Annotated in this window: 22 protein-coding genes; 18 read left to right on the top strand and 4 right to left on the bottom strand. The window is 65.1% G+C overall.

Annotated features, from left to right (window positions below; all coding sequences use genetic code 11):
• Positions 1–29: 29 nt before the first annotated feature.
• Together BLT60_RS09705 and BLT60_RS09700 are read right to left on the bottom strand one after the other, a co-directional pair.
• Positions 30–2,621: a hybrid sensor histidine kinase/response regulator gene (locus tag BLT60_RS09705; protein WP_090876213.1), complete on the bottom strand. Its 2,592-nt coding sequence runs from the start codon at positions 2,619–2,621 to the stop codon at positions 30–32.
• 34 nt (positions 2,622–2,655) lie between these two features.
• Complete coding sequence (locus BLT60_RS09700) at positions 2,656–3,180, bottom strand: putative pterin-binding protein (protein ID WP_210185577.1); 525 nt, start codon at positions 3,178–3,180, stop codon at positions 2,656–2,658.
• Positions 3,181–3,369: 189 nt separating this feature from the next.
• Here BLT60_RS09700 and BLT60_RS09695 point away from each other — a divergent pair, with 189 nt between their 5' ends.
• From BLT60_RS09695 to BLT60_RS09660, 8 genes are all read left to right on the top strand, one after another.
• Complete coding sequence (locus BLT60_RS09695; protein WP_090876212.1) at positions 3,370–4,017, top strand: response regulator transcription factor; 648 nt, start codon at positions 3,370–3,372, stop codon at positions 4,015–4,017.
• A gap of 412 nt (positions 4,018–4,429) precedes the next feature.
• Positions 4,430–5,218: a CsgG/HfaB family protein gene (locus tag BLT60_RS09690; protein WP_210185576.1), complete on the top strand. Its 789-nt coding sequence runs from the start codon at positions 4,430–4,432 to the stop codon at positions 5,216–5,218.
• On the top strand, positions 5,125–5,817 hold the full coding sequence (locus BLT60_RS09685; RefSeq protein WP_090876210.1) for a hypothetical protein: 693 nt from the start codon (positions 5,125–5,127) through the stop codon (positions 5,815–5,817). Before BLT60_RS09690 ends, BLT60_RS09685 begins: the two co-directional genes overlap by 94 nt.
• Positions 5,818–5,919: 102 nt before the next feature.
• On the top strand, positions 5,920–6,381 hold the full coding sequence (locus BLT60_RS24000) for a hypothetical protein (protein ID WP_139167791.1): 462 nt from the start codon (positions 5,920–5,922) through the stop codon (positions 6,379–6,381).
• Between the two features lie 434 nt (positions 6,382–6,815).
• Complete coding sequence (locus tag BLT60_RS09675; protein ID WP_090876347.1) at positions 6,816–7,400, top strand: DUF1349 domain-containing protein; 585 nt, start codon at positions 6,816–6,818, stop codon at positions 7,398–7,400.
• Between the two features lie 151 nt (positions 7,401–7,551).
• Positions 7,552–8,319, top strand: a complete 768-nt coding sequence (locus BLT60_RS09670; protein ID WP_090876208.1) for a 3-ketoacyl-ACP reductase — start codon at positions 7,552–7,554, stop codon at positions 8,317–8,319.
• Positions 8,320–8,331: 12 nt separating this feature from the next.
• The gene (locus tag BLT60_RS09665; RefSeq protein ID WP_090876207.1) at positions 8,332–9,141 is read left to right on the top strand and encodes a shikimate dehydrogenase family protein; all 810 of its coding nucleotides are present in this window, start codon (positions 8,332–8,334) and stop codon (positions 9,139–9,141) included.
• Positions 9,141–9,983: a fumarylacetoacetate hydrolase family protein gene (locus tag BLT60_RS09660; RefSeq protein WP_090876206.1), complete on the top strand. Its 843-nt coding sequence runs from the start codon at positions 9,141–9,143 to the stop codon at positions 9,981–9,983. Before BLT60_RS09665 ends, BLT60_RS09660 begins: the two co-directional genes overlap by 1 nt.
• A gap of 2 nt (positions 9,984–9,985) precedes the next feature.
• Here BLT60_RS09660 and BLT60_RS09655 read toward each other — a convergent pair whose 3' ends face one another.
• Positions 9,986–10,912, bottom strand: a complete 927-nt coding sequence (locus tag BLT60_RS09655) for a DUF6807 family protein (RefSeq protein WP_175478366.1) — start codon at positions 10,910–10,912, stop codon at positions 9,986–9,988.
• A 236-nt stretch (positions 10,913–11,148) separates the two neighbouring features.
• Between BLT60_RS09655 and BLT60_RS09650 the strand changes: the two genes are divergently transcribed.
• Complete coding sequence (locus BLT60_RS09650; protein ID WP_090876204.1) at positions 11,149–12,030, top strand: MBL fold metallo-hydrolase; 882 nt, start codon at positions 11,149–11,151, stop codon at positions 12,028–12,030.
• An 82-nt stretch (positions 12,031–12,112) separates the two neighbouring features.
• Here the strand turns inward: BLT60_RS09650 and BLT60_RS09645 are convergent, their stop codons facing one another.
• Positions 12,113–12,838 (bottom strand): SDR family NAD(P)-dependent oxidoreductase, encoded by a 726-nt coding sequence (locus tag BLT60_RS09645; protein ID WP_090876203.1) that lies wholly within the window; start codon positions 12,836–12,838, stop codon positions 12,113–12,115.
• Positions 12,839–12,937: 99 nt separating this feature from the next.
• Here BLT60_RS09645 and BLT60_RS09640 point away from each other — a divergent pair, with 99 nt between their 5' ends.
• Genes BLT60_RS09640 through BLT60_RS09600 form a run of 9 tightly spaced genes read left to right on the top strand, consistent with a single transcriptional unit; the run spans position 12,938 to position 21,400 of the window.
• A complete protein-coding gene (locus BLT60_RS09640) occupies positions 12,938–13,792 on the top strand; it encodes an IclR family transcriptional regulator (RefSeq protein ID WP_090876202.1) in 855 nt (284 codons plus the stop codon).
• A complete protein-coding gene (locus tag BLT60_RS09635) occupies positions 13,785–14,978 on the top strand; it encodes a M20 family metallopeptidase (RefSeq protein ID WP_090876201.1) in 1,194 nt (397 codons plus the stop codon). Before BLT60_RS09640 ends, BLT60_RS09635 begins: the two co-directional genes overlap by 8 nt.
• Before the next feature lie 46 nt (positions 14,979–15,024).
• Complete coding sequence (locus BLT60_RS09630; RefSeq protein ID WP_090876200.1) at positions 15,025–16,332, top strand: ABC transporter substrate-binding protein; 1,308 nt, start codon at positions 15,025–15,027, stop codon at positions 16,330–16,332.
• A gap of 52 nt (positions 16,333–16,384) precedes the next feature.
• Entirely contained in the window at positions 16,385–17,140 is a 756-nt protein-coding gene (locus tag BLT60_RS09625; RefSeq protein ID WP_244521200.1) for an ABC transporter ATP-binding protein, read from the top strand.
• Positions 17,130–17,843 carry an ABC transporter ATP-binding protein gene (locus BLT60_RS09620; RefSeq protein WP_244521199.1) on the top strand — a complete coding sequence of 238 codons (714 nt, stop codon included), beginning with the start codon at positions 17,130–17,132 and terminating at the stop codon, positions 17,841–17,843. The genes BLT60_RS09625 and BLT60_RS09620 overlap by 11 nt, the downstream gene beginning before the upstream one ends.
• Positions 17,843–18,706: a branched-chain amino acid ABC transporter permease gene (locus tag BLT60_RS09615; protein WP_090876199.1), complete on the top strand. Its 864-nt coding sequence runs from the start codon at positions 17,843–17,845 to the stop codon at positions 18,704–18,706. Before BLT60_RS09620 ends, BLT60_RS09615 begins: the two co-directional genes overlap by 1 nt.
• Entirely contained in the window at positions 18,703–19,677 is a 975-nt protein-coding gene (locus tag BLT60_RS09610) for a branched-chain amino acid ABC transporter permease (protein WP_090876198.1), read from the top strand. The genes BLT60_RS09615 and BLT60_RS09610 overlap by 4 nt, the downstream gene beginning before the upstream one ends.
• 33 nt (positions 19,678–19,710) lie before the next feature.
• Positions 19,711–20,472: an SDR family NAD(P)-dependent oxidoreductase gene (locus tag BLT60_RS09605; protein WP_090876197.1), complete on the top strand. Its 762-nt coding sequence runs from the start codon at positions 19,711–19,713 to the stop codon at positions 20,470–20,472.
• The gene (locus BLT60_RS09600; protein ID WP_175478365.1) at positions 20,465–21,400 is read left to right on the top strand and encodes a serine hydrolase; all 936 of its coding nucleotides are present in this window, start codon (positions 20,465–20,467) and stop codon (positions 21,398–21,400) included. Before BLT60_RS09605 ends, BLT60_RS09600 begins: the two co-directional genes overlap by 8 nt.
• Positions 21,401–21,448 lie beyond the last annotated feature (48 nt).

Below are 21,448 nucleotides of genomic sequence, written 5' to 3'. Positions count from 1 at the left end.
GAGCCTGCGCACCGGAGAGACGGTTCTGGCTAGTCGGCCGAGCGTTCACCCGGGGTTGAAAGCGTGTTCAGCGCGTCCATCGTCAGCGGCACCTGGACGACAGTCCTGGCATGGGCGTCCAGGGCCTCGACCGTGCTGCCGTCCCTGCAATGGCGTTCGATTTCCAGGAGGAGGCTCCGCAGCCGGGTCGCCCCGAAAAACGCCGCCGCGCCGGACAGTGCGTGCGCGCGCTCGCCGGCGGCGTGGTGGTCGTGGCGCCGGAGCGCCGTGTCCACATCATCCAGCCCTGTTTCGAGATCTGTGCCGAATGTGCTGATCTTCGTCTGCATCACCGGGGCCGTCAGGATCTCGGACAATTCGTCAAACGTTTCCCTGTCGACAATGCTCCCGCGGTTGTCGTTGGCGCTGGCGACAAAGGGGGCCACCCCGCTCCGTGGAAAAGCCTTGCCATGGATGTCGAGGACCCTTTCGAGATCCGCCCGCCGAAGCGGCTTAACGAGACATGCGTTCATGCCGGCAGCAAGGTATCGGCGGTGCTCCTCCGGCAACGCATGGGCGGTCAGGCCCACGATGGCAGATTCGCGCGACGCGCCGGTCCCGGCGCGGATCGCCTCGCAGGCCTGCAATCCGTCCATTCCCGGCATGCTGATATCCATGAAGATCAGATCGAAACATCGACCGGCAGCGAGCGAGACGCCTTGCCGCCCGTCCGAAGCTTCGGTGACGCTGCAGCCCTGCGATTGAAGCATCTTCTTGATGACGAACCGGTTGACGTCGTTGTCCTCGACGACCAGGACGGTGCAGGGACGGAGCGTCTTGAGCGGTGCCGCCGACAGCGATAGCGGCTCGGGCGGCAGTGCTTTCACCTCTGGCGAGCGACGCAGCGGCAGCCTGATCCAGAAACGGCTGCCCGCACCGGGCGCACTGACAACGCCGAAAGTCCCTGACATCGCCTCGACGATCCGCCGCGTAATGCTGAGGCCGAGGCCAGATCCCGTCGTATCCCTGCTGTAGGAGGGGTCGAGCGCGACGAAATCTTCGAAAATCTTCTGCTGGTCGCTGGCATGGATACCGATGCCCGTGTCCTCGACCGCCAGTTCCAGGGTCGATTGTCCCTCGCCGGTATTCGTCTCGATCGCCGAGACGCCGATCCGGCCATTCTCGGTGAACTTCACCGCATTGCCGACAAGGTTGAGCATGATCTGCTGGATGCGCAGCCGGTCTGCCACATATGTCGCGGGCTCGGGCACGCGCGATGCGATTGCGATCGACGTCCCGCGGGCGGCGGCGATCGGCCTGTTGAGGTCGACAACGTGTTCGATCACCTGGTTGAGATCGAACGGCAGAGGGGCAAGTTCGAACTTGTTGGCTTCGATCTTTGCGATATCGAGCACATCGTCGATGTGGCGAAGCAGGATGTCACTCGACAGCTGAGCGATTTCGACAATACGTCGCTGTTCGGCGTCGAGCGGCGTTTCGCGGAGCAACTCCAGGGTTCCGATCACGCCATTGAGCGGCGTTCGCATCTCATGGCTCATCACGGCGAGGAAGCTGGACTTGGCGCGATCGGCAGCGAGAGCGTCATCACGCGCCTCCGTCAGCGCATTCTCGACTTCGAGGCGACTGGAGATATCGCGGATATAGGCGATAAACATCGGCTCCGACGGCCCACCCGCCACGCCTATGGACATCTCGATCGGAAATTCGGTGCCGTCCTCGCGAAGCGCTTCGAGATGCACCCGCCCCTGATCGACGACGCGCTTCTCGCCGGTGTCGAGGAACCGCTTCAATCCCGCCGCATGGGCGTCGCGGTAGCGCTCGGGAACCATCAGGTCGCCAAGAGGGCACCCGAGGACATCGTCCCGGGCAAAGCCGAAGGTCTGCTCCGCCGCGGGGTTATACTCGACGATCCGCCCTTCCATATCCGCGACGACGATCGCGTCCAGCGAGGCATCGATGGTCCGTTTCAGCCGGTCCGCGACACCGGCGGCTTCCTCGGTCTTGCGCATCGAAATTCGGTACTGACGAAGCAGGAAGAAGATTGACGCAACCAGCGCGATAATCAGTCCGGCGGCGACCGCGGCCGCCTGGGTCAGGAGATCGGAGAGCACCTTGCGCCGTGTGTCCGACATCTCGGCGAAGATTCTGACCCCCTCCAGCGACAATCCACGGACATCGCTCCGCATCCCACGAAAAATCTCGACCAGTTCGGCAAGGCTCGCTTCCAGCGCCTGGTCGGGCCCGTCAATCAGTGGTGTGGCCCGGTCGAGATGCCGGCGAATCTCGTCGAGGGAACGGGTGACCGCGCTGTCCTCGTCCAGCGATCGGACGAATGTGCCGTCGCGTAGCGAACTCACCCGGCTGTAGAAGAGATCGAACCGCTGCCGGAAAGGGGCAAGTTCCCCGGAGCCGAGGGCCGCATCGCCCGCCGACGTAAGCAACAGGAGGTCGACCTCCATCTGCGACAGCGTCCAGTGAACGTTGTCGCGCGGAGCGCTTTGCAGTTGGGTGAGTTCGCGATTGACCTCGATGCCGAGGAACAGGAGTCCGGTCAGGGCAGCGGCCGCGAGCGCCAGAAACGAGCCGTTCCGAACACTGCGAAATCGTCTGGAAGTGGCCATCGCCGCCCTGCCGCTCAATCCATCTCTTTGGGTCTCATTCGAGAACCTCGATCCGGTTCAATTGCCAGATACTCCTCGAATAGAGGGTTTCGGTCTGGAACCGATTGTCGGCATCGTAGGGATAGACGATCCACAACGGTCCTTTTTCGCGAATGGACATGGGTTGGCCATTGACTTCATAGGCGATCAGGGCGCTCTGCGACGTGGGATCCGACATTGGAATGTCGACGGCGTAGTCGTTCAGGGCCGTCGCCCTGACGACACGCCCCTCCGCGCCGACAATGGTCAGGAGTGCAGTCAGCGGCACGCCCGTGAAGCTCTGCTCACCTTCGGTCCAGATCGTGTTGGTGGAAAACCGCTCCGTCGGCAGAGATTCCAGCATGGCGCGATCGAATGCGGCTGCCTCGCCGGCATTCTTTTCGCCGATCAGACCGGTCACCGTGAGGATCACATCGCCCTCGGGTGAAGCCGACGGCATTTCGGCGGCGCGAACCACGACCCCGAAGGCAAGCAACGCGGCTACGACGCCGACGACGCGAAACGAAGCGCGGGTGATCATCGCTCTTTCGATCTCCTGTTTGGGTTGTGCGGACCGGAGAATGGAACCGGACATTGTCCGCACTTTAGCCTCGCAGGCACGCGATGCACCGGTTCATTGGAGATTCCGGCTATCCTTTCGTATAGCCCGCTCTAGTTTTCGGGACTCGCCGCAGTATGAGTTCCACAGACCGCCGTGAATGGAGCCCCGATGAAGATTCTTATCGCCGACGACCACGACCTGGTGCGCGACATGATCGGCGATGTCCTCAGCCGGGAAGCCCAGTGCGAGGTGGTGGCGGCATCAGCGATAGACGAAGTGCTGCGCGTCCTGGCCTATCATGAGCGGTTCGACCTGATCCTGCTCGACTATCACATGCCGGGAATGAATGAGTTGCGCGGCATGAAGGCCGTGCTTGAGGCAAGCAGGGGGACGCCGGTCGCGCTGATCTCCGGAGTCGCGAACCGGCAGATCGCCGAAAAGGCGTTAGCCGCCGGCGCCGCCGGCTTCATTCCAAAGACGATGAAGGCGAAATCCCTGATCAACGCGATCCGCTTCATGGCGTCGGGCGAGATTTTCGTTCCGGTCGATTTCATGACCGCGACCAACACCGTGTCGGTTGGCGCGCGCGCCCTGGGCCTGACGACGCGGGAGATCGAGGTCCTCGGAGGGCTTTGCGAGGGATTATCGAACAAGGAAATCGGGCTGCGGCTCGACCTGAAAGAAGTGACCGTCAAGCTCCACGTCAAGACGCTTACGCGCAAGCTCGGCGCCCGCAATCGCACCCATGCGGCCATGCTCGCCAAGGAGATGGCGCTTCTTCCGGAGGCAGGTCCCGTCGTCGCCTCCGACGGATGATCCCCTCCTGCGACTGCTCTGATTCGGCCGACCGCCAAGACCCTCACAATCTGCGGATGCGGTGTCCCAGCGGGGCAAACTATACGTACGAATAGACGCAAGCACCCTGTCTGAATAGATCGGGCATCTAACGTCTATATCTGTAGCCGAACGTCTTTAATTCTATCCTTTCTCTCGCTCGATCCTTGGCGAGAACTCATCTCTATTGATCACGTCGCCGAACGACAGCGGCCAGTTCTCGAACAATCGAGAAGTGGCGCGCATCAGGGTCGCAGCGAGAAAGATGGGGGATACCATGCCAGGGCGCATTTCAGCCTTTTCTACTGAGTCAGCCGGACGCCGTCGCCACCGGCTGATGCCTCGGCTGACAGCCATTGGCCTTGGCCTCACGGCCCTTGCCGGATGCCAGTCGATGTATACGCCGGAGGCGATTGTCAAACCGCTGGCAGGCGCACCGGTCCAGACCAATGACACGCCCTACACCGCGTGCCTCGTCGAACTTGCGACGATGCCCACGAACCGGAAGCCGGTCGTCGCCATCGGCCAGATCAGCGACAAGACCGGCCAGCGGACATACGCCAAATACAACGACAGCGCCGAGTTGACCCAGGGTGTCTCGGAGATGGTGATCAGCGCCTTCTTCAAGACAAGGCAGGTAACCCTGACCGAGCGACTGGACGTGCGCGTTCCGATCGCCGAGCAACAATTCGTCGAGGCCGACGCCATTGTCGCGCCAGTCCGCGATCTGTCGGTGACCCCGGCCAATTTCGTGGTTCTCGGGGCCCTGACCGAACTGAACTACAACATCGTCAGTGGTGGCTCACGGTTGTTCGTCGCCGGGATCGGTGGCGGCGTCCGCAAAGCCGTTGTCAACGTCGGCCTCGACCTGAGGCTGGTCGATGTCCGCACCTACAAGACACTCTACGTCACCAGCCTCCAGAAGCAGATCGTCGGCTACGAGATCGAAACCGGCGTCTACCGCTTCTTCGGGGATCATCTCGTCGAATTCGAATCCGGTGCTGTCAAGAATGAGCCGCTGCAGCTCGGCGTTCGATCGGTCGTGGAACTGGCCACATACCAGATCCTCACCGAAGGCCTCTCGCGGCGATGCTGGCGGGGGTCTCTTATCCGGCACAAGCCTTCGACGAGGTCACCTGGATCTGGAATGCCGACGTCACGACGAACATCTCGACCGCGGTGAGCGCCGCAACCGATCTCGTCCCCACCGGCCTCAATCAGGCGGAGAATGAGCAGCAGACCCTAGGCGCCGCGACGGCAACTAGCAACATCACCGGCATCGACAACGCCCTGCTGGGCGGCCTGACCGGGGGTGCGCCGATCACCGACCTCGCGGCGGTCGATACGACGGCCACCGCAATGGGCAACAGCGGAGCGATCAACTCCGACGTCGCCATCAACTACGACTCGGTTCAGGTCTTCGGCGGGGTCGACGTCGCGCTGGCCGCTCCGCTCCTCGGTGACATCGCGGATCTGTCAATCCCGGGTGCCGTCACCGCAAGCTCGTCGGCCATCGGCATCTTGAATGCTTCCGTCGACAGCCAGGCGATTGGGGTGGGCAACAGCCTCAGCGTCGATCTCGAGACCACGTCCGACCAGGATGCGTTCGCCATCGGCAACAACGAGCAGACCGCCCTCGCGACGATCACCTCCACGTCGCTGGTGGACGTCGTCAGCTTCGGTGGCTTCGCCGACCTCGGCACCCTCGACAATCCCGCGGTCAACTCGGCCGCGACCGCGATCGGCAACAACTTCAGCGTTTCGGTCGACGGCATCAACTGACGAGCCCCTAACCGGGCGGGACCGGCCCGCGGCCCCGCTCACGGCGGCGGACCGGCCCCCATCCGGCCCGCCGCCACCCCATGCGAACAATGGAGTTCCCCCGTGAACAGGATCGTCACACATCGTCACTATTTCCTCATCCGCCTTGCCCTGGTCTCCGCTGGCCTCGCAGTTGCGGTCCAGGCATCGATCGTCTCTGCAACCGCCGGAGGACGAGAGCCGCTCGTCGGTCCCCATCCCTGGGACTTCTCCGAAAGACGCCCAGAAGTGGCGCTTGCCTACCAGCGGGCCGAGGATCGCGGCACGGGCGGCGAGCTGATCGGCGCGGCCGGCGTTGCCGCCGCCAACGGCGTGCCTTTGATCATCAACTCGAATTCCATGGCTGTGGGCAACTGGCAGCAGATCGAGATGACTCTCGGCAAGGGCGCCGAAGGCCTGATCATGACCGAGAACCACCAGGACAATTCCGGTGACCAGAAATCGACATCGGACGTCGTGCTTGAGAGCATCCGGCTGGTCAACAAGCAGAAGAAGAACAACAAGGCAAAGAACGACGACGACTAGGCGGAGCGGTGGGCGTCACGAGATGCACGACGCTCCACCGCCCGCCTGCCGCTGGCCCCCATGAAGCGGGGCGGAACTGGACCGACGCCAGTCAGCCTGGTTCGCCGGCTCGCCACAAGACACCGGACGGAAGGCGCCAAGCTCTCCTGCCACCTCCATACGGATCACTCGCGGTGATGGTCACCTGCCTCACCTGCCTCGTTAGGGTTCTCTGTGTTTCTCTGGCGTTCAAGTCACGGTCCGCTCGACGGACCATGAGGTCGAGGGTTCAGATCCCTTCGTCCGCGCCCATTTTCCCAACAATCGAGAAGGGCCGAAATCCGCCGATCCGCGGGTCATCCGGACACCGGATTCTGGTGCCCGTCGCCAACGTGCGACACGCTTAGATGATTATTCCTGTAAAGCTCGGGTATGGCGAGATTCTGGACCGCATCATGGCATCCGATCTGAACGACCTGACCAAAGCGACATGGCTCAATCCACCGCCGGAGTGGCGCCACGACGACAGTGGGCTGTCGGTCACGACGGGCCACGAAACCGATTTCTGGCGCGAGACCTACTACGGCTTCCAGCGGGATAGCGGCCACTTCCTCGGCGCGCCGGTCCAAGGCGATTTCACCGCGATCGTGACGTTCGATGGTGCCTATGAGACGCTCTACGATCAGGCAGGTCTGATGCTGCGCCTTGATGAACAGCGATGGCTGAAGGCGGGTATCGAGTTTTCCGATGGCGTCACGAATTTCAGTTCCGTCGTGACGCGCGGACGATCCGACTGGGCGGTGATCAGCGTGCCGCGGGTTACAGGTCCGCAGAGTGTACGGCTGACCCGGATCGGCGAAGCAGTCCTGTTGCATTTCAAGGATGCAGGCGGGTCCTGGCATCTCATGCGGGTGGCGGATTTTCCCGCTGACGGCGAGGCGACGATTGGAATCATGGCCTGCTCGCCGCAGAGATCCGGCTTCCGGGTGCTGTTCAACGACTTCACCGTCGGGCCGCCCATAGCGTCTCCGCTGCACTGAACGGGATGACCCGGAGCCGATCCCGGTTCTCGCTCACCAGGTGGCTGGTCGGGCGCGGAGGGCACCTGATACATCTGATTTCCGGTTGCGGCCCGCGAATGGAAACGGTTCACTCGCCCGGCCGACAAATCAAAAATTGGGGGGATCCTAGGTGAGTGAGCGGAGAGTAGCGCTGGTGACCGGCGGTCGTCGAGGGATAGGGCGCGGTATTGCCCTGGCACTCGCCACGTCGGGCTTCGATGTGATGATCAACGATATCGTCGGGGGCGAGGACGCGGACGAGACCATCCGGCTGATCGCCGAGGCCGGAGGGACGGGCGATTTCGTCGACGGCGACATAGCTAACGTCGACGGGCATGAAGCGATGGTCGATCGGGTCTATCAGCGTTTCGGACGGCTCGACTGCCTCGCCAACAATGCCGGCGCGATGTGTGTCCGCGGCGACATGCTGGAGGCGACGCCGGAGGACTTCGATCGGGTTCTCGGCATCAACCTGCGCGGCACCTTCTTCCTGACCCAGGCGGCGGCCCGTCGCATGATCGCCGAGGAAGACAGGCGCGAGGGGCGCTGCATCGTCACCATCACCTCCGCCAATTCCGTGATGGTCTCCCCCGAGAAGACGCCCTACTGCATATCGAAATCGGCGTTGTCGATGGTGGTGCAGCTCTTCGGCATACGCCTCGCGGAGCACGGCATCGCATCGTTCGAGATCAGGCCGGGTTTCATCCGCACCGACATGTCGGCTCCGGTCCGCGAACGCTTCACCACGATGATCGAGGCCGGCGCGACGCCGATCCGCCGCTGGGGCGAGGCCGAGGACGTCGGGCGGACCGTGGCCAGCCTCGCCACCGGGGCGCTGCCCTACAGCGTCGGCCAGCCGATCAACGTGGACGGCGGACTGCTCGTCTCTCGTCTCTGACCGGACAAGGCCATGCGCCACATCGACATGATCGGGACGCCGCTCGACCACGCGCGGAGCCCGGACCTGCTCAACCGCAGCTTCCGCGACCGCGGCGAGGCGATCACGGTGGTCAGGCGGGAACTCGCGCCGGACGATCTCGCCGCCTACGCCGCCGGCGTCAGACAGGACCGCGAGGCGATCGGCGCGATCGTCACGACGCCATTGAAGCAGGCCGTGTTGGCCCATCTCGACGAGCAGTCCACCCTCGTCTCCCTGCTGGGTGCGTGCAACTGCATCCGCTTCGGGGAAGATGGCTGGGTCGGCGTCAACTTCGACGGGTTCGGCTTCGTTGCCGCTCACGCCGCGATCGACGGCTCAGGCATGGGCGGCAAGCGCGTCCTGCTGGTCGGATGCGGCGGCGCCGGCTCGGCGATCGCCGCGAGCCTCGTCGAGGAGGCGGATATCGCATTGACGCTGTGCGACATCGACCACGATCGGGCCGCGGCATTTGCCCGGCGCCTGGTCGCATTCGCGCCCACGGCGCGGATCGCAACCACGCTGGCCCCGGCCGGCGCCTTCGATCTGGTGATCAATGCCTCGACCGTCGGGATGCATCCCGGCGACCCCTCGCCGATACCCGCCGAAACCGTCGCGTCGGCCGGGATCGTTGCCGACATCGTGACGGTCCCCGACACCGCGCTCAAGCGGCTCGCGGCGGATCTGAACAAGCCGGTGCTGATCGGCGATGCCATGGTCGCAGGCCAGATAGCGCTCTTCCGGCGCTTCCTGCTTGGCGACGCCCGAACCGAGCGCGACGCGCTCAACACAAAGGAAGCGTAATGAAGTACGTCAGCTTCGAGAAGGATGGCCGCGAAAGCTACGGGATCGTCAGGGGCGACGAAGTCGTCGATCTCGGATCACGGCATGGCGACCGCTATCCGACCCTGCGCGCCGCCCTCGACGCGGGTGTCCTCTCCGATCTCGCCGAATCCGGATCGCCTGTGGTGCGGCTGGACGACGTGCGACTGCTGCCCCCGATCCCGGACCCGCGGAAGATCGTCTGCGTCGGCCTGAATTACGGTGCCCATGTCGGCGAGGGTGGCGGCGCCCTGCCGGACTTCCCGTCCCTCTTCACCCGCTTCACCGACACGCTGGTCCCCGATGGTGGCGACCTGATCGTGCCGAAGGTGTCGCATGAACTCGACTATGAATGCGAGCTGGCACTGGTCATTGGCCGCGGCGGGCGACATATCCCGGTGGCGCAAGCCATGGATCATGTCTTCGGCTATAGCTGCTTCAACGATGCCTCGGTCCGCGACTACCAGGAGAAGCATTCCCTGCCGGCCGGCAAGAATTTCCATGCAACCGGCGGCTTCGGGCCGTGGCTGGTCTCCGCCGACGAAATCCCCGACCCCGGCGCCCTCGATCTCTGCACCCGGCTGAACGGTGTCGAGCTCCAGCACGGCAATACCCGCGACCTGATCTTCGATATCCCGGCCATCATCGCCTATGTGTCCGGGTTCACGCCGCTGTCGCCGGGGGACATCATCTCGACCGGCACGCCGGAAGGCGTCGGATTCCTCCGCACGCCGCCCATCTTCCTGAAACCCGGCGACGTGGTCGAGATCGAGGTCGAGAGGATCGGCGTCCTGCGGAACCCGGTCGTCGCCGAGGACGGCTGAGCCTAGCCGAGACCCGCGACGTAATCGGCGTAGCGGGCGGCGATGTCCGCAGTGCCGGTATCGCCGTCATGGACGATGGTCCGATACCGGACGGTGACCGACTGGCCCTTCGCGACCCGACGCCCTTCCTTGCGGAACGGACCGACCGTCACCACGCCCCAGTCGGTGACGAACCACGACACATCCTGGTGATCGCGAGGGTCGGGCATGACGGCGACGCCCGCGCGATTGCCCCCGCCGACCGGGCCGGAATAGTCGACCCAGCGCGCGGCCGAACCGGTGATCGCCGCGCCGCCGGAGCGGCCCGCATCGTCCGTCACCGCGCCGCCCGAGGTCGCCGCAATCCCCTCGACCAGCCTGACGTTAAAATAGGAATGCCGGGTCGGGCCGATGACGAAATCCCAGTCGGCGGCGGCGAGCGTCGATTCGACGTCGATCACATACGCTTCCCGATCGAGGGAAATGCGGATCCGCCGATCCTCCGTCGCCGCGATCCGCCCCTGGGGCGCCGCCCATTCCGACGGCCCCCGCCATTCGAGGCTCTGGTGGATGCGGAACGCGGCGTCTCCGTCGGCCTCGCCAGTCGAGCGGACGGCGACGATGCGGCCGGGGGAGCGGCCCTGGAACACGTCGTCATTGTAGAAATTGTAGGTGTATTCCTCGATCCGGTCGTCCGCCGCCGGCATCTGGCAATGGACGTGATCGGCTGCGATCCAGAACGAGTTGTGATGCGGATGGTCGGCGGGCGCTTCACTGGTGACCGCGAAGCCCTTGGGCGTGCAGAGCGGGTAGAGGTAGGACCGGAAGCGCCCCTGGGTCAGGCTGAAGACCGGGCGTCCGTCCAGCCGGAGCGTCCGCCGCTCCGTCGCCGCCCAGGCACCGCGCGGCAGGGCGATCGGATCTTCTTCTAGGACGAATCGTGCGGTCATGGGAAAGCCTTGAATGGTCGGATCGGGGACGGGATGGAGGTGCATAATCGTATAGCGTGATCTATGATCACAACAAAAAAGCGGTCGGGGCTCTCCCGACCCGCCGGGGGGCTCTGGATGATCTTCAAGCGATGCAGGGATGACCCGTCACGAAGACAGGGGATGCCGCGCTTGCGCCCGTCGGCGAGTCGTCCCGCCAGGAAATCCGCGCCAGTGAGTGAGAAGAAGGGACTGACATGACCAAGCGACCCCGGCCGACGGCCCAGCCAAGCGCCGTCTCACACACGACCGTCGGCGACGTGGTGGTGAGCGCCGTGAATGACGGCGTCTTCAATATCTCGCTCGACGACATCGTCGGCGTTCCGCGCGACGACATCGAGGCGGCGCAGACGAGCGACTTCCGCCCCATACCGCCGTTGCTCACCGTCAACTCGTTTCTGATCCAGACACCGGAGCGACTGCTCCTCGTCGATACAGGCTTCATCGGCGAGTTCCCGACGGTCGGTCGTCTCCTGCCGAACCTCGCCTCCATCGGCGTCGAGCCATCCGACATCGACGCGATCCTGATGACCCACATGCATCCCGATCACGAAGCGGGTCTCACCGACGAGAATGGCAAGGCCATCTATCCGAATGCGGAACTGATCGTTCACGAGGATGAAGTCTCCTTCTGGATGGACGAAGGCGCCTATTCGCGGGCGAGCGAAACGGTGCAGGGCTATTTTCGTCTCGCCCGCACCGGGCTCACGGCGTATGAGGGGCGCACGACCCAGGTCGGTGGCGACGACGAACCGGTGCCGGGCATCCGGGTCTTCCCGACGCCGGGACATACCCCCGGCCATACCGCCTGGCACGTCCATTCCGGTGACGAATCGATGCTCATCTGGGGCGATGTCGTCCACCTGCCGGGAATCCAGCTGGCGCTGCCCGACGCGGGCGTCGCCTTTGACATCGACTCGAACGCGGCCGCCGTCACCCGCAAGCGTGTCCTTGATCAGGTAACCAGCGACCGCATGCGCGTTGCCGGCGTTCACCTCGACCATCCGTCGGTCGGGCGTATCGTCCGAAAGGGAAATGGCTACGGGTTTCTGCCCGAGGTCTGGCAACCGACCCTGTGACCAGGGGGCGGCGCGAGGCGTCGCTCGCTTGCCTTCGCAACGGTTCGGGGTCTTGGCTCGAGCGTCGAACGCCCGGGCGGCCTTATCGCGCCGTATAGCCGCCGTCGACGGGTAGCAGGGCGCCGGTGATGTAACTCGCCTCGTCGCTGGCGAGAAAGAGAATGGCCCGCGCTACTTCCCCAGGCATTCCGATCCGCTTCATCGGCGTATTGGCGATCGTTTCGGCGCGCATCGCCGGGTCCTGGTCGCGGACCATCTCGGTATCGATGAGGCCGGGCAGGACGGCGTTCACGCGGATACCGCGATCGGCGTAGGTGATGGCGGCGTTGAGGGTCATCAGAGTCACCGCGCCCTTGCTGGCGTGATAGGCGAGCTGGCCGGATCCCGCCACCAGGCCCCAGATCGACGAGATGTTGACGATCGAGACGTCGGCCTTGCCCAGCATCGCGGCGGAGACCGTCTTCATGCCGAGCATCACCCCGGTCTGGTTGACCGCGATGACGCGCTCCCATTCCTCGAGGTCGGTGCTGTGCGGCTCGGATCGTTCCTGGGTGACGCCGGCCGCGTTGACCAGAATGTCGATCCGGCCGTGATCGGCGATGACCGCCGCGACAACGTCCGACCACTGCTCGGGCGATGTCACGTCGAGGTGGCGATAGATAACGCCGGGCTCGGCGTCCGGCGGCGACCCCGCGATGATGTCGGCAGCAATCACGATTGCTCCCTCCCGCGCCAGCGCCCTGGCGCTCTCTCCGCCCATTCCCCGATAGCCACCAGTGACGAGCGCAATCCTGTTTGCAAACCGCATATTTCGAGCCTTCCGCTGGTTTTTCACGCCCCAGGCGATTTATCATATTGAAATCACATACACCGTATCGTATTGCAATACTTGGAATTGGAGTTTCGCATGGGCGCACGTTCGCCGCAGACCTCGCCGGAGCGGTCGCCGCTCTTCATCCAGTCGCTTGAAAAAGCGCTGTTCGTGCTTGAGGCTTTCAGCGCCGCCGAGCAGTTTCTGGGGCTCGCCGAGATCGTCAGGATTTCCGGCCTCGACAAGGCGTCCGCCCAGCGGTGTGTCCACACCCTCGTCCAGTCGGGCTACCTCGAGAAGGATCCGCAGTCCGGTCGCTTCTCACTCGGCAAGAAGGTCCTCGACCTGAGCTTCCATTTCCTCAGGGCGCATCCCCTGGTGGTCGCGGCGACGCCGGTGCTTCTCCAGCTTCGGCGCGATTGCGGCGAGCGCACCAACCTCAGCCTGTTCGACGACACCACGGTCGTCTACGCCATCCGGCTCCACGGCAAGCAGGAATATCCGCAATATTCGACCCTCATCGGCCGCCGCATGCCGACCTTCTGCTCGGCCGGGGGACGGGCGACGCTGGCGCGACTGCCCGACGAGGAAGTGCGTGAGATTCTCGATCGCTCCGACCTGCGGCCGCTGACCCCGCAGACCCTGACCGACCCTGACGCGATCATGGAGAAGATCGAGGAAGGACGACGCGTCGGGTACGGTTTCGTCAATGGCGAAAGCTCGCCGGGCGAGCTGGTCGTCGCCGCGCCGATCATCGATTTCTCGGGACGCCCGGTGGCCGCGGTCCATATCGCCGGCAGCATCACCAAATGGCAGCCCGACGATTTCGAGAAAACCTTCGCGCCCCAGGCGATGGAAGCGGCGCATTTCCTCAGCCACAGCAACGGCGCGCTGCCGATGCCGAGTTTCGGCGGGCGCCGCACCCCGCGCGGAGGCAGCGTCGATGGATAGTCGCGCACCGGCCGATGCACGGATCGTCGATTGGCTCGGCACGAGCCAGGCGGCGATGGAATCGCTGCTTGGCCGGATCGTCGACATCGACAGCCCAAGCAGCCACGTCGCCGGCATCAATGCGGTCGGCGACGAAATCGCGTCGTTCCTGACCGAGCACGGCATCGCCGTCGAACGCGCTGGCAACGAGGGAAGCGCCCGGCTCCTCAAGGTGAGCGTCAACGGCAACGCCGACGCCCCGCCAATTCTCCTCATGGGCCACATGGATACCGTCTTCCCGCTGGGCACCGCGCCCGCCCGTCCGTTCGAGGCGCGCGGAGACCGGCTGCACGGCCCTGGCGTGGCGGACATGAAATCCGGTCTGGTGATGAACGCTTTCGTGCTGGCCGCGTTCGCGCAATTCGGAGACGGACAACCACTCGACGGACTGTTCACGATCGACGAGGAGATCGCCTCGCCGGTCTCCCGCGACTTCATCCTCGATGCGGCGCGCGATGCGGCCTTCGTCCTCAACGCCGAACCGGCCCGCAAGAACGGCAACGTCGTCATCGAGCGCAAGGGCGGCTTGTTCCTGCGCATCGAAGTATCGGGCAAGTCGGCCCATGCCGGCGTCGATTTCGTCAGCGGCGTCAGCGCGATCAGCGAACTCGCCCACAAGATCGTCGCCCTCGGTGCCCTGACCGACATCCCCGATGAGATCACCGTCAATGTCGGCCTGGTGAGCGGCGGGCAATCGATCAACACGGTCGCGCCGCGCGCCGGAGCGAGCGTCGACATCCGCTATGCCCGGGAAGAGCAGCGCGCTTCCATTCTCGAGAAGGTCGGCGGAATCGTCGACGCAATGGATGTTCCCGGGACGACAGCGCGGCTCGAAATCATCGGCGAATTCCTGCCGATGATGCCGACGGCGGACTCGTTGGCGCTTCTGAAATCGTATCGGGAAGCCTCCGCCAGCCTCGGCCTCGGCGTCGAGGGCGAGGCGACCGGTGGCTGCTCCGACGCCGGGCTGACCGCCTCGCTCGGCGTGCCGACCCTCTGCGGCACGGGGCCGGTCGGGGGAAATGCCCATACCGACGACGAGTATATCGAGCGCGACTCGCTGGTGACGCGGGCCCAGGCTCTCGCACTCGTCATTTTGCGACATCGCTCGGAGCGGCGGAAGACCGCGGTGAGCGATCGAAACTAGCTTCCGCATCAATCGTGAGCGCGGAAGTCACAACGGGAGACAGGTGATGACTGGTAAGTCGGGAACTCTCAGCACACTGAAATGCGCAGCGATAACGTCGACGGTCCTCCTGGCCGCGACGGCGGCTCGGGCCGACATGATGCCGGCGCCGACGGTCGAAAGCCTTACGACCTGCGACATTACGGATACCGAGACCATCAAGGTCGGCATCATGGCGCCGATGACGGGGCCGACCGCCGCGGACGCCAGCGACTACTCGCGCGCGGCCGGGATCGCGATCGAGGAGATCAACGCCGCCGGCGGTGTCTGCGGCAAGGACAAGCGCTACATGCTGGAAATCGTCGAGGCCGACGCCACCGAAATGCGTAACGACGCGGTCGTGACCGCGTTCCGCCGGCTCAATTCGACCGAAGACCTCAACGTCATCCTGACGCCCTATGCCAGCACCTCGAACTTCGAGATCGACCTGATGGCGCAGGAGAACATGCCCTACCTGATCTCGGGCGGCGCCGAATCGACCAAAGCGATCATCGAGAAGGACCCCGACAAGTACCCGACCGTCTGGTCGCGGGTGCCGGATTACAGCGGCTACTTCACCGACCTGCCGCCGCTTCTCAACAAGCTGATCGACGCCGGCGACCTGACCGTGCCGGCCAAGACCGTCTACATCATCGGCTCGGACGATCCCTATGGGACGACCATCGCCACCGGCCTGGCGCGGGTGTTCAAGGAGGTCGGCTGGGAGGTCGTCGGCGAGGAGACCGTGCCCTTCCAGTCGGTGACCGACTGGCGGACCCAGATCGCCAAGATCCGGGAGGTCAATCCGGCGGTGATCGTCAACACGGAATGGTCGGCCTCCGGCTCCGCGACCTTCTTCAACCAGTTCTTCGAGCAGCCGACCGAGTCGCTCGTCTTCCTGCAATACGCCCCGTCGATCCCCGAGTTCCAGACCGTGACCCGGAACCAGGCCGTCGGCGTGATGTACAACATGCTGGGCGGCGCCATCGACAGCCGCGACGACACCAAGGCGATCTCGGCCAAGTTCGCCGAGAAATACGGCCCCGGCGGTTACTTCTCAGTCGCCGGCTATAACGCCGCGCAGCTCTATGCGCTGTGCATCAACCAGGGCAATGACCCGGCCGACCGGCTGGCGATCGGCGCGTGCTTCGGCAATCTCGATGTCGACACGCCCTCGGGCCGCCTCGCCTTCGATCCCGCCACCCACCTGGCGAAGCAGGGCGACGACTACATGCCGACCCTGTTCTACCAGCTCCAGGAAGACGGCAAGCCGGCGCTGATCGCGCCCGAGGCGGTTGCCCAGGCGCCGTTCCTCACCTCGCCCTGGGCCGAATAGGCTGACGGCGCCGCCGCATCGTGCGGCGGCGCTTTCGCTCACAGGACGCGTTGTGACAACGACCGAAACCATCATTGAGGTCAGGGGGCTGGGCAAGTCGTTCGGCTCCCTTGTCGCGGTCGACGACGTGTCCTTCACCATCCGCCGGGGCGAGATCCTCGGCATCGCCGGGCCGAACGGTGCCGGCAAGACGACGCTTTTCAACCTGATCACCCGGAACCCCTTCGGCCCGGATCGCGGCGAGGTGGTTTTCGACGGGCATCGGATCGACCGGCTGAAGCCGCACCGGATCATGCGCCTCGGACTGGCGCGGACATTCCAGAAGGAAACCTCCTTCGCCAAGTTGACCGTCGAACAGAATATCCGCCTCGGTGGCGTCTATGGCGCAGGACTGCGCGGCGCGGCCTTGCAGGCGGCGATCGAGGCGACGCTGGAAATGCTGGAGCTCGCGCCGCTTCGCAACGAGCTCGCGGGATCGCTCCCCGTCTTCCAGACGAAGCACCTCATGATCGCCTCCGCGATGGTGGCGCGCCCCAGGCTGTTGCTGCTCGACGAGCCGGCATCGGGCCTCAACTCGATCGAGCAGGCGGACCTGCAGCGGCTCATCCTCCGTCTGCGCGACAGCGGCACCTCCATCCTGCTCATCGAGCATATCCTGCCGCTGCTTTTCGGCGTGTCCGAGCGAGTCATGGTGATGGATTTCGGCAAAAAGCTCACCGAGGGACCGCCCTCGGAAATTGCCCGCGACCCGCAGGTGATCGAGGCCTATCTTGGCGGCAAGGCCATGGAGAATCTCCATGCGACTTGAGGTCGAGGACCTCCATTCGGGCTACGGACGGATCGAGGTCCTGCACGGCATCTCGATGGCGGTCGGTGCCGGAGAATCGGTAGGGCTCTTCGGGCCGAACGGACACGGCAAGTCGACGCTCCTGCGCACCATCTCCGGCCTGGTGCCGGTCCGCGAAGGGAGGGTGCGCTTCGAAGGCGACGACATCACCGGCGCCAGCACCGACGCGATCGTTGGCAAGGGGCTGATCCAGGTCGCCCAGGCCAGCACGCTGTTTCCACGCATGACCGTGCTCGAGGCGCTGACCCTTGGCGCCTATCGCAACGCGGCCTGGTCGCACCGCCGCGAGACGCTCGACAAGGTCTTCGCCATCTTCCCGCGGCTGGCGGAGCGGCGGTCGCAGCACTGCAAGACGCTCTCCGGCGGCGAGCGCCAGATGGCCGCGATCGGCGTCGGCCTGATGGCGATGCCCCGCCTGCTCATTCTCGACGAACCGACGCTCGGCCTTGCCCCGAAGATCCGCCAGGAACTGGCGCACCAGATCGGCCTGGTGGCGGAAACCGGCGCCAGCCTCGTCGTCGTCGACCAGGATGTCGACCTCCTGCTCGGTCTCTGTCCGCGGCTCTACCTGATCGAGAAGGGCCGGGTCGCCCTGGAGATCAAGGACCGCAGCCAGCTCAATCACCAGGACATTCTCCAGCGGTATTTCGGGAGTGCTGCCTGATGGGCGCCGTCATCGTCGCGGGTCTCGTTTCCGGTTCGATCTATGCGCTGATCGCAAGCGGTCTCTCGCTCGTCTGGGGGGCGCTTGGCGTCTTCAACTTCGCCCATGGCGCGCTGCTCATGGTGGGCGCCTTCGTCGCCTGGTGGGTGTCGGATCCCGCCGGCCTCGGGCTCGGTCTCTTCGCCGGGATCCTGGCCTGCATGATCTTCATGGTCGCGGCAGGCGCCGTGCTCTACGTGCTCCTGGTGCGCCCGTGGATCGGAACGCCGGCCGTCGAGCTGACCGTCATCATGACGACGGTCGCCGGCGCGATGTTCCTCGAAAACCTCGCTCTCCTGATCTTCGGCGCCCGCCTCAAGGCGCTCGACCAGGTAGTGACCGGCACCGTCAAGATCGCCGGCACCGCGATGCAGGCCCAAAACCTGCTGGTGATCATCCTCGCACCGGTGCTGCTTGGCGCGCTGGCGCTCTTCCTCAAGCTCAGCAAGCACGGGCTGGCCATCCGGGCAATCGCCCAGAATGACGAGGCGGCACGGCTGCTCGGCATCCGGGTCGAGGTGACCTACCTGGTGACCTTCGCTGTCAGCGCGCTTCTGGCCGGCGTGGCGGGCGTCATGATCGGCGGCCTGTTCAACATCACCCCGTCGATGGGCAATGAGCCGCTGCTGCGGGCCTTCCTGGTCGTCGTCTTCGGCGGCCTGGGAAGCCTGCCGGGAACGATCATCGCAGCCTACCTGATCGGGCTCATCGAGGCGGCGAGCTCCTACTATATCGGTATCTACTGGACCCCCGTCGCGCTGTTCACGGTGCTGATCGTCATCCTGCTCGTTCGGCCCAACGGCCTGCTGGGGAGATCGGCATGACCGTATTCGGCGGCCGGATCGGCCTCTTCCTCTGGATGCTCGCGATCGCGGCGGCGATCGTCGCGCCGCTGGTCTTCACCGGAGGCGTCTCGCGCAATCTTGCGATCCTTGCGCTGCTCTTCGCCGTCGTCGCATCGAACTGGGACCTGACCCTCGGCTACGCGGGAATCTTCAACTTCGCGCATGTCGCCTTCTTCGGCATCGGCGGCTATGTCAGCGCCATCGCCACGATCCATTTCGGCATCCCGATCTGGCTCGACATCCTGCTCGCCGTCGCCTTCGTCGCGGTGCTGGCGGCCGTCACCGCAGCGCTCGCGGTCCGGCTCCGCGGAATCTATGTCGCGCTGGTCACCTTCGCCTTCGTCCAGCTCTGCGTCGCCCTGATCATCAGCCAGAAATGGCTGACCGGCGGCGCGGTCGGTCTGGTCGGCGTGCCCGATCTCGAGCTTTTCGGCTTCCGGTTTGGTTCGTCCGCGATGAGCTATTTCTACCTCGCGGAGGCCCTGCTGATCGGCTCGACGCTTTTTCTCCGCTGGCTGGTCCGATCCGACTTCGGGCTCAGCCTGGTCGCCTTGCGCGACAACGAGGCCTATGCGGTCAGTCGCGGCATGTCCGCCACCCGCCAGCGCGTCCTGGCGATGGTCGCGAGTTCGCTCTTCACCTCCGCGGCCGGCGCGGTTTACGCCCACTACCTGATTGTCGCCTCGCCCGACGTCTTCTCCTTCTCCCTGACGACCCTCATCCTGTCGATGGTGCTGCTCGGCGGCACGGCGACCATCTTCGGACCGATCGTCGCCGCCATCGCCCTGACGGTCGTCACCGAGCAGCTCGCCTCCTTCGGCGTGGTCCGTTTCATGATCATCGCCGTGCTGATCGTGCTGACGCTGCGGTTTGTTCCCGGCGGATTGTGGTCGCTGGGGGAGATCTTCACGGCACGGCGCGGCGCGAAGGGCGAGGAGTCGGCGCGATGAACAGCGCGGCGGCCTTAGCAGGGGGAGCGTAGAATGGGCCGGTTTTCGGGACAAAAGGCCGTGGTCACCGGCGCCGCCGGCGGCATCGGTCGCGCCATCGTCGCGCAGCTCCTCGACGAAGGCGCGACGGTCGCCGGCATCGACCGCGACGCGACACCGCTGGGCGAGATGGAGGCCGGGCATCCGGGGCGCTTCTTCGCCGTTACCGGCGATCTGGCGGACACCGACGCTGCGCGCCAATGCGTCGCCGCCGCGGTGGAAAAACTCGGCGGTCCACCACAGGTGGTCGTCAACGGCGCCGGCGTCTACGCGCTCGCGCCGGCGCTGGAGGTCGAGGCAACCGACTGGGAATTCAACCAGGCGATCAACCTGCGGGGCAGCTTCTTCGTCGCCCAGGCCGCGGTTCGGGCGCGGAAGGCGGCCGGCGACACATCGCCGATGGCCATCGTCAACATTTCCTCGACCGGCGCCCTGCGCATGGGTACAGGGGATGCCGCCCTCTCCTACGGCGCCAGCAAGGCGGGGCTCCTCGGCCTGACCACCGGCATGGCCGCCGATTGGGCGAAGGAGAATGTCCGCGTCAATGTCGTGGTTCCGGGCGTGATCGACACCACCATGGTGCGCCTCATGGACGATCCTGACGCGGGGCGCGCCTGGCTCGACGCCCGCGTACCGATGGCGCGCCTCGGCCGACCCGAGGAGGTCGCCAAGGCTGTCTGCTTCCTCGCCTCCGGGGACGCGTCCTATATCACCGGCACGCAGCTGATCGTCGATGGAGGGTATCTCTGTGTCTGAACTCAACTGGATTCAGGTCCTCGAGCATCGCCTCACGCACCTCGCCGACAGCCTGCGGGCCGACTGGGGCATCTTCGTACATTTCGTCAACGGCGGCGGCGAGATCGCCATCAACGCCGATCGCCAACAGGACACGATGAGCCTCATCAAGGTGGCGTTGCTGGTGACGCTGATGCGCAAGGTCGAGACCGGCGAGGTCGACCTTGCCACGCGGGTTACCCTCGGCGACGACGACAAGCGCCTCGGCACGGGTGTCCTGTTCCTGTTCGACGCCGGGGCGACCTTCACGCTCAAGGACGCGGCATGGCTGATGATCGTCATCAGCGACAACAGTGCGACCGACATCGTCCTCGACGCCGTCGGCGGCCCGGAAGCCGTCAACCAGACAATGGCCGCGCTTGGCCTCGACCAGATCACGATGACCGGCAACGCACTTGCCTGGTTCCGGGCGCTCGCCGGCAGCATGGACCCCGAACTTGCCACCGTCGCTCCCGGCGAACTGGCGCGGCGCGGCTATCCTTTCAAGACGCCGGTGAGCTTCGCCGCGGCGCGCGAACGCTACCACTTCGGCGAGGACCGACCCTTCGCGCTGGCGACCGCGCGTTCGCTCGGCTTGCTGATGCTGCAGATTCACGACCACCGCTGCGCCAGCCCCGAAAGCTGCGAGACGATGCTCGCCATGTTGCGCGGGCAGCAGCTCCATTCGATGCTGCCGAAATACATGTGGGGCGTCACGGCGGCCCACAAGACCGGCAACTTTCCCCCCTTCATCTCGTCAGACCTCGGCATTTTCACCCCGGCCGCCGGCAGCCCCGTGATCATCTCCATCATGACCCAGCAGCATCGCGGCCAGCGCGCGCTGGTCGAGGACACGGTGGCGCGGATGGGCGAACTGATCATCCACGCCGCGGAAGGCATCCCGGACTAAGCCACGGTCCGGCGGCCCGCCTTGCCACGGGCGGTCGGGCCCGATGGC

This window comes from Bauldia litoralis, assembly GCF_900104485.1.
Taxonomy (GTDB): Bacteria; Pseudomonadota; Alphaproteobacteria; order Rhizobiales; family Kaistiaceae; genus Bauldia; species Bauldia litoralis.
The sequence above is the reverse complement of the archived record's forward strand: the minus strand, read 5'-3'. Positions and strand labels throughout refer to the sequence as shown.

Coding starts and splice junctions, on each gene's coding strand:
- BLT60_RS09705 (WP_090876213.1), bottom strand. CDS start 2,621: ATGGCCACTTCCAGACGATTTCGCAGTGTTCGGAACGGCTCGTTTCTG.
- BLT60_RS09700 (WP_210185577.1), bottom strand. CDS start 3,180: ATGATCACCCGCGCTTCGTTTCGCGTCGTCGGCGTCGTAGCCGCGTTG.
- BLT60_RS09695 (WP_090876212.1), top strand. CDS start 3,370: ATGAAGATTCTTATCGCCGACGACCACGACCTGGTGCGCGACATGATC.
- BLT60_RS09690 (WP_210185576.1), top strand. CDS start 4,430: ATGTATACGCCGGAGGCGATTGTCAAACCGCTGGCAGGCGCACCGGTC.
- BLT60_RS09685 (WP_090876210.1), top strand. CDS start 5,125: ATGCTGGCGGGGGTCTCTTATCCGGCACAAGCCTTCGACGAGGTCACC.
- BLT60_RS09675 (WP_090876347.1), top strand. CDS start 6,816: ATGGCATCCGATCTGAACGACCTGACCAAAGCGACATGGCTCAATCCA.
- BLT60_RS09665 (WP_090876207.1), top strand. CDS start 8,332: ATGCGCCACATCGACATGATCGGGACGCCGCTCGACCACGCGCGGAGC.
- BLT60_RS09660 (WP_090876206.1), top strand. CDS start 9,141: ATGAAGTACGTCAGCTTCGAGAAGGATGGCCGCGAAAGCTACGGGATC.
- BLT60_RS09655 (WP_175478366.1), bottom strand. CDS start 10,912: ATGACCGCACGATTCGTCCTAGAAGAAGATCCGATCGCCCTGCCGCGC.
- BLT60_RS09650 (WP_090876204.1), top strand. CDS start 11,149: ATGACCAAGCGACCCCGGCCGACGGCCCAGCCAAGCGCCGTCTCACAC.
- BLT60_RS09645 (WP_090876203.1), bottom strand. CDS start 12,838: ATGCGGTTTGCAAACAGGATTGCGCTCGTCACTGGTGGCTATCGGGGA.
- BLT60_RS09640 (WP_090876202.1), top strand. CDS start 12,938: ATGGGCGCACGTTCGCCGCAGACCTCGCCGGAGCGGTCGCCGCTCTTC.
- BLT60_RS09635 (WP_090876201.1), top strand. CDS start 13,785: ATGGATAGTCGCGCACCGGCCGATGCACGGATCGTCGATTGGCTCGGC.
- BLT60_RS09630 (WP_090876200.1), top strand. CDS start 15,025: ATGACTGGTAAGTCGGGAACTCTCAGCACACTGAAATGCGCAGCGATA.
- BLT60_RS09620 (WP_244521199.1), top strand. CDS start 17,130: ATGCGACTTGAGGTCGAGGACCTCCATTCGGGCTACGGACGGATCGAG.
- BLT60_RS09615 (WP_090876199.1), top strand. CDS start 17,843: ATGGGCGCCGTCATCGTCGCGGGTCTCGTTTCCGGTTCGATCTATGCG.
- BLT60_RS09610 (WP_090876198.1), top strand. CDS start 18,703: ATGACCGTATTCGGCGGCCGGATCGGCCTCTTCCTCTGGATGCTCGCG.
- BLT60_RS09605 (WP_090876197.1), top strand. CDS start 19,711: ATGGGCCGGTTTTCGGGACAAAAGGCCGTGGTCACCGGCGCCGCCGGC.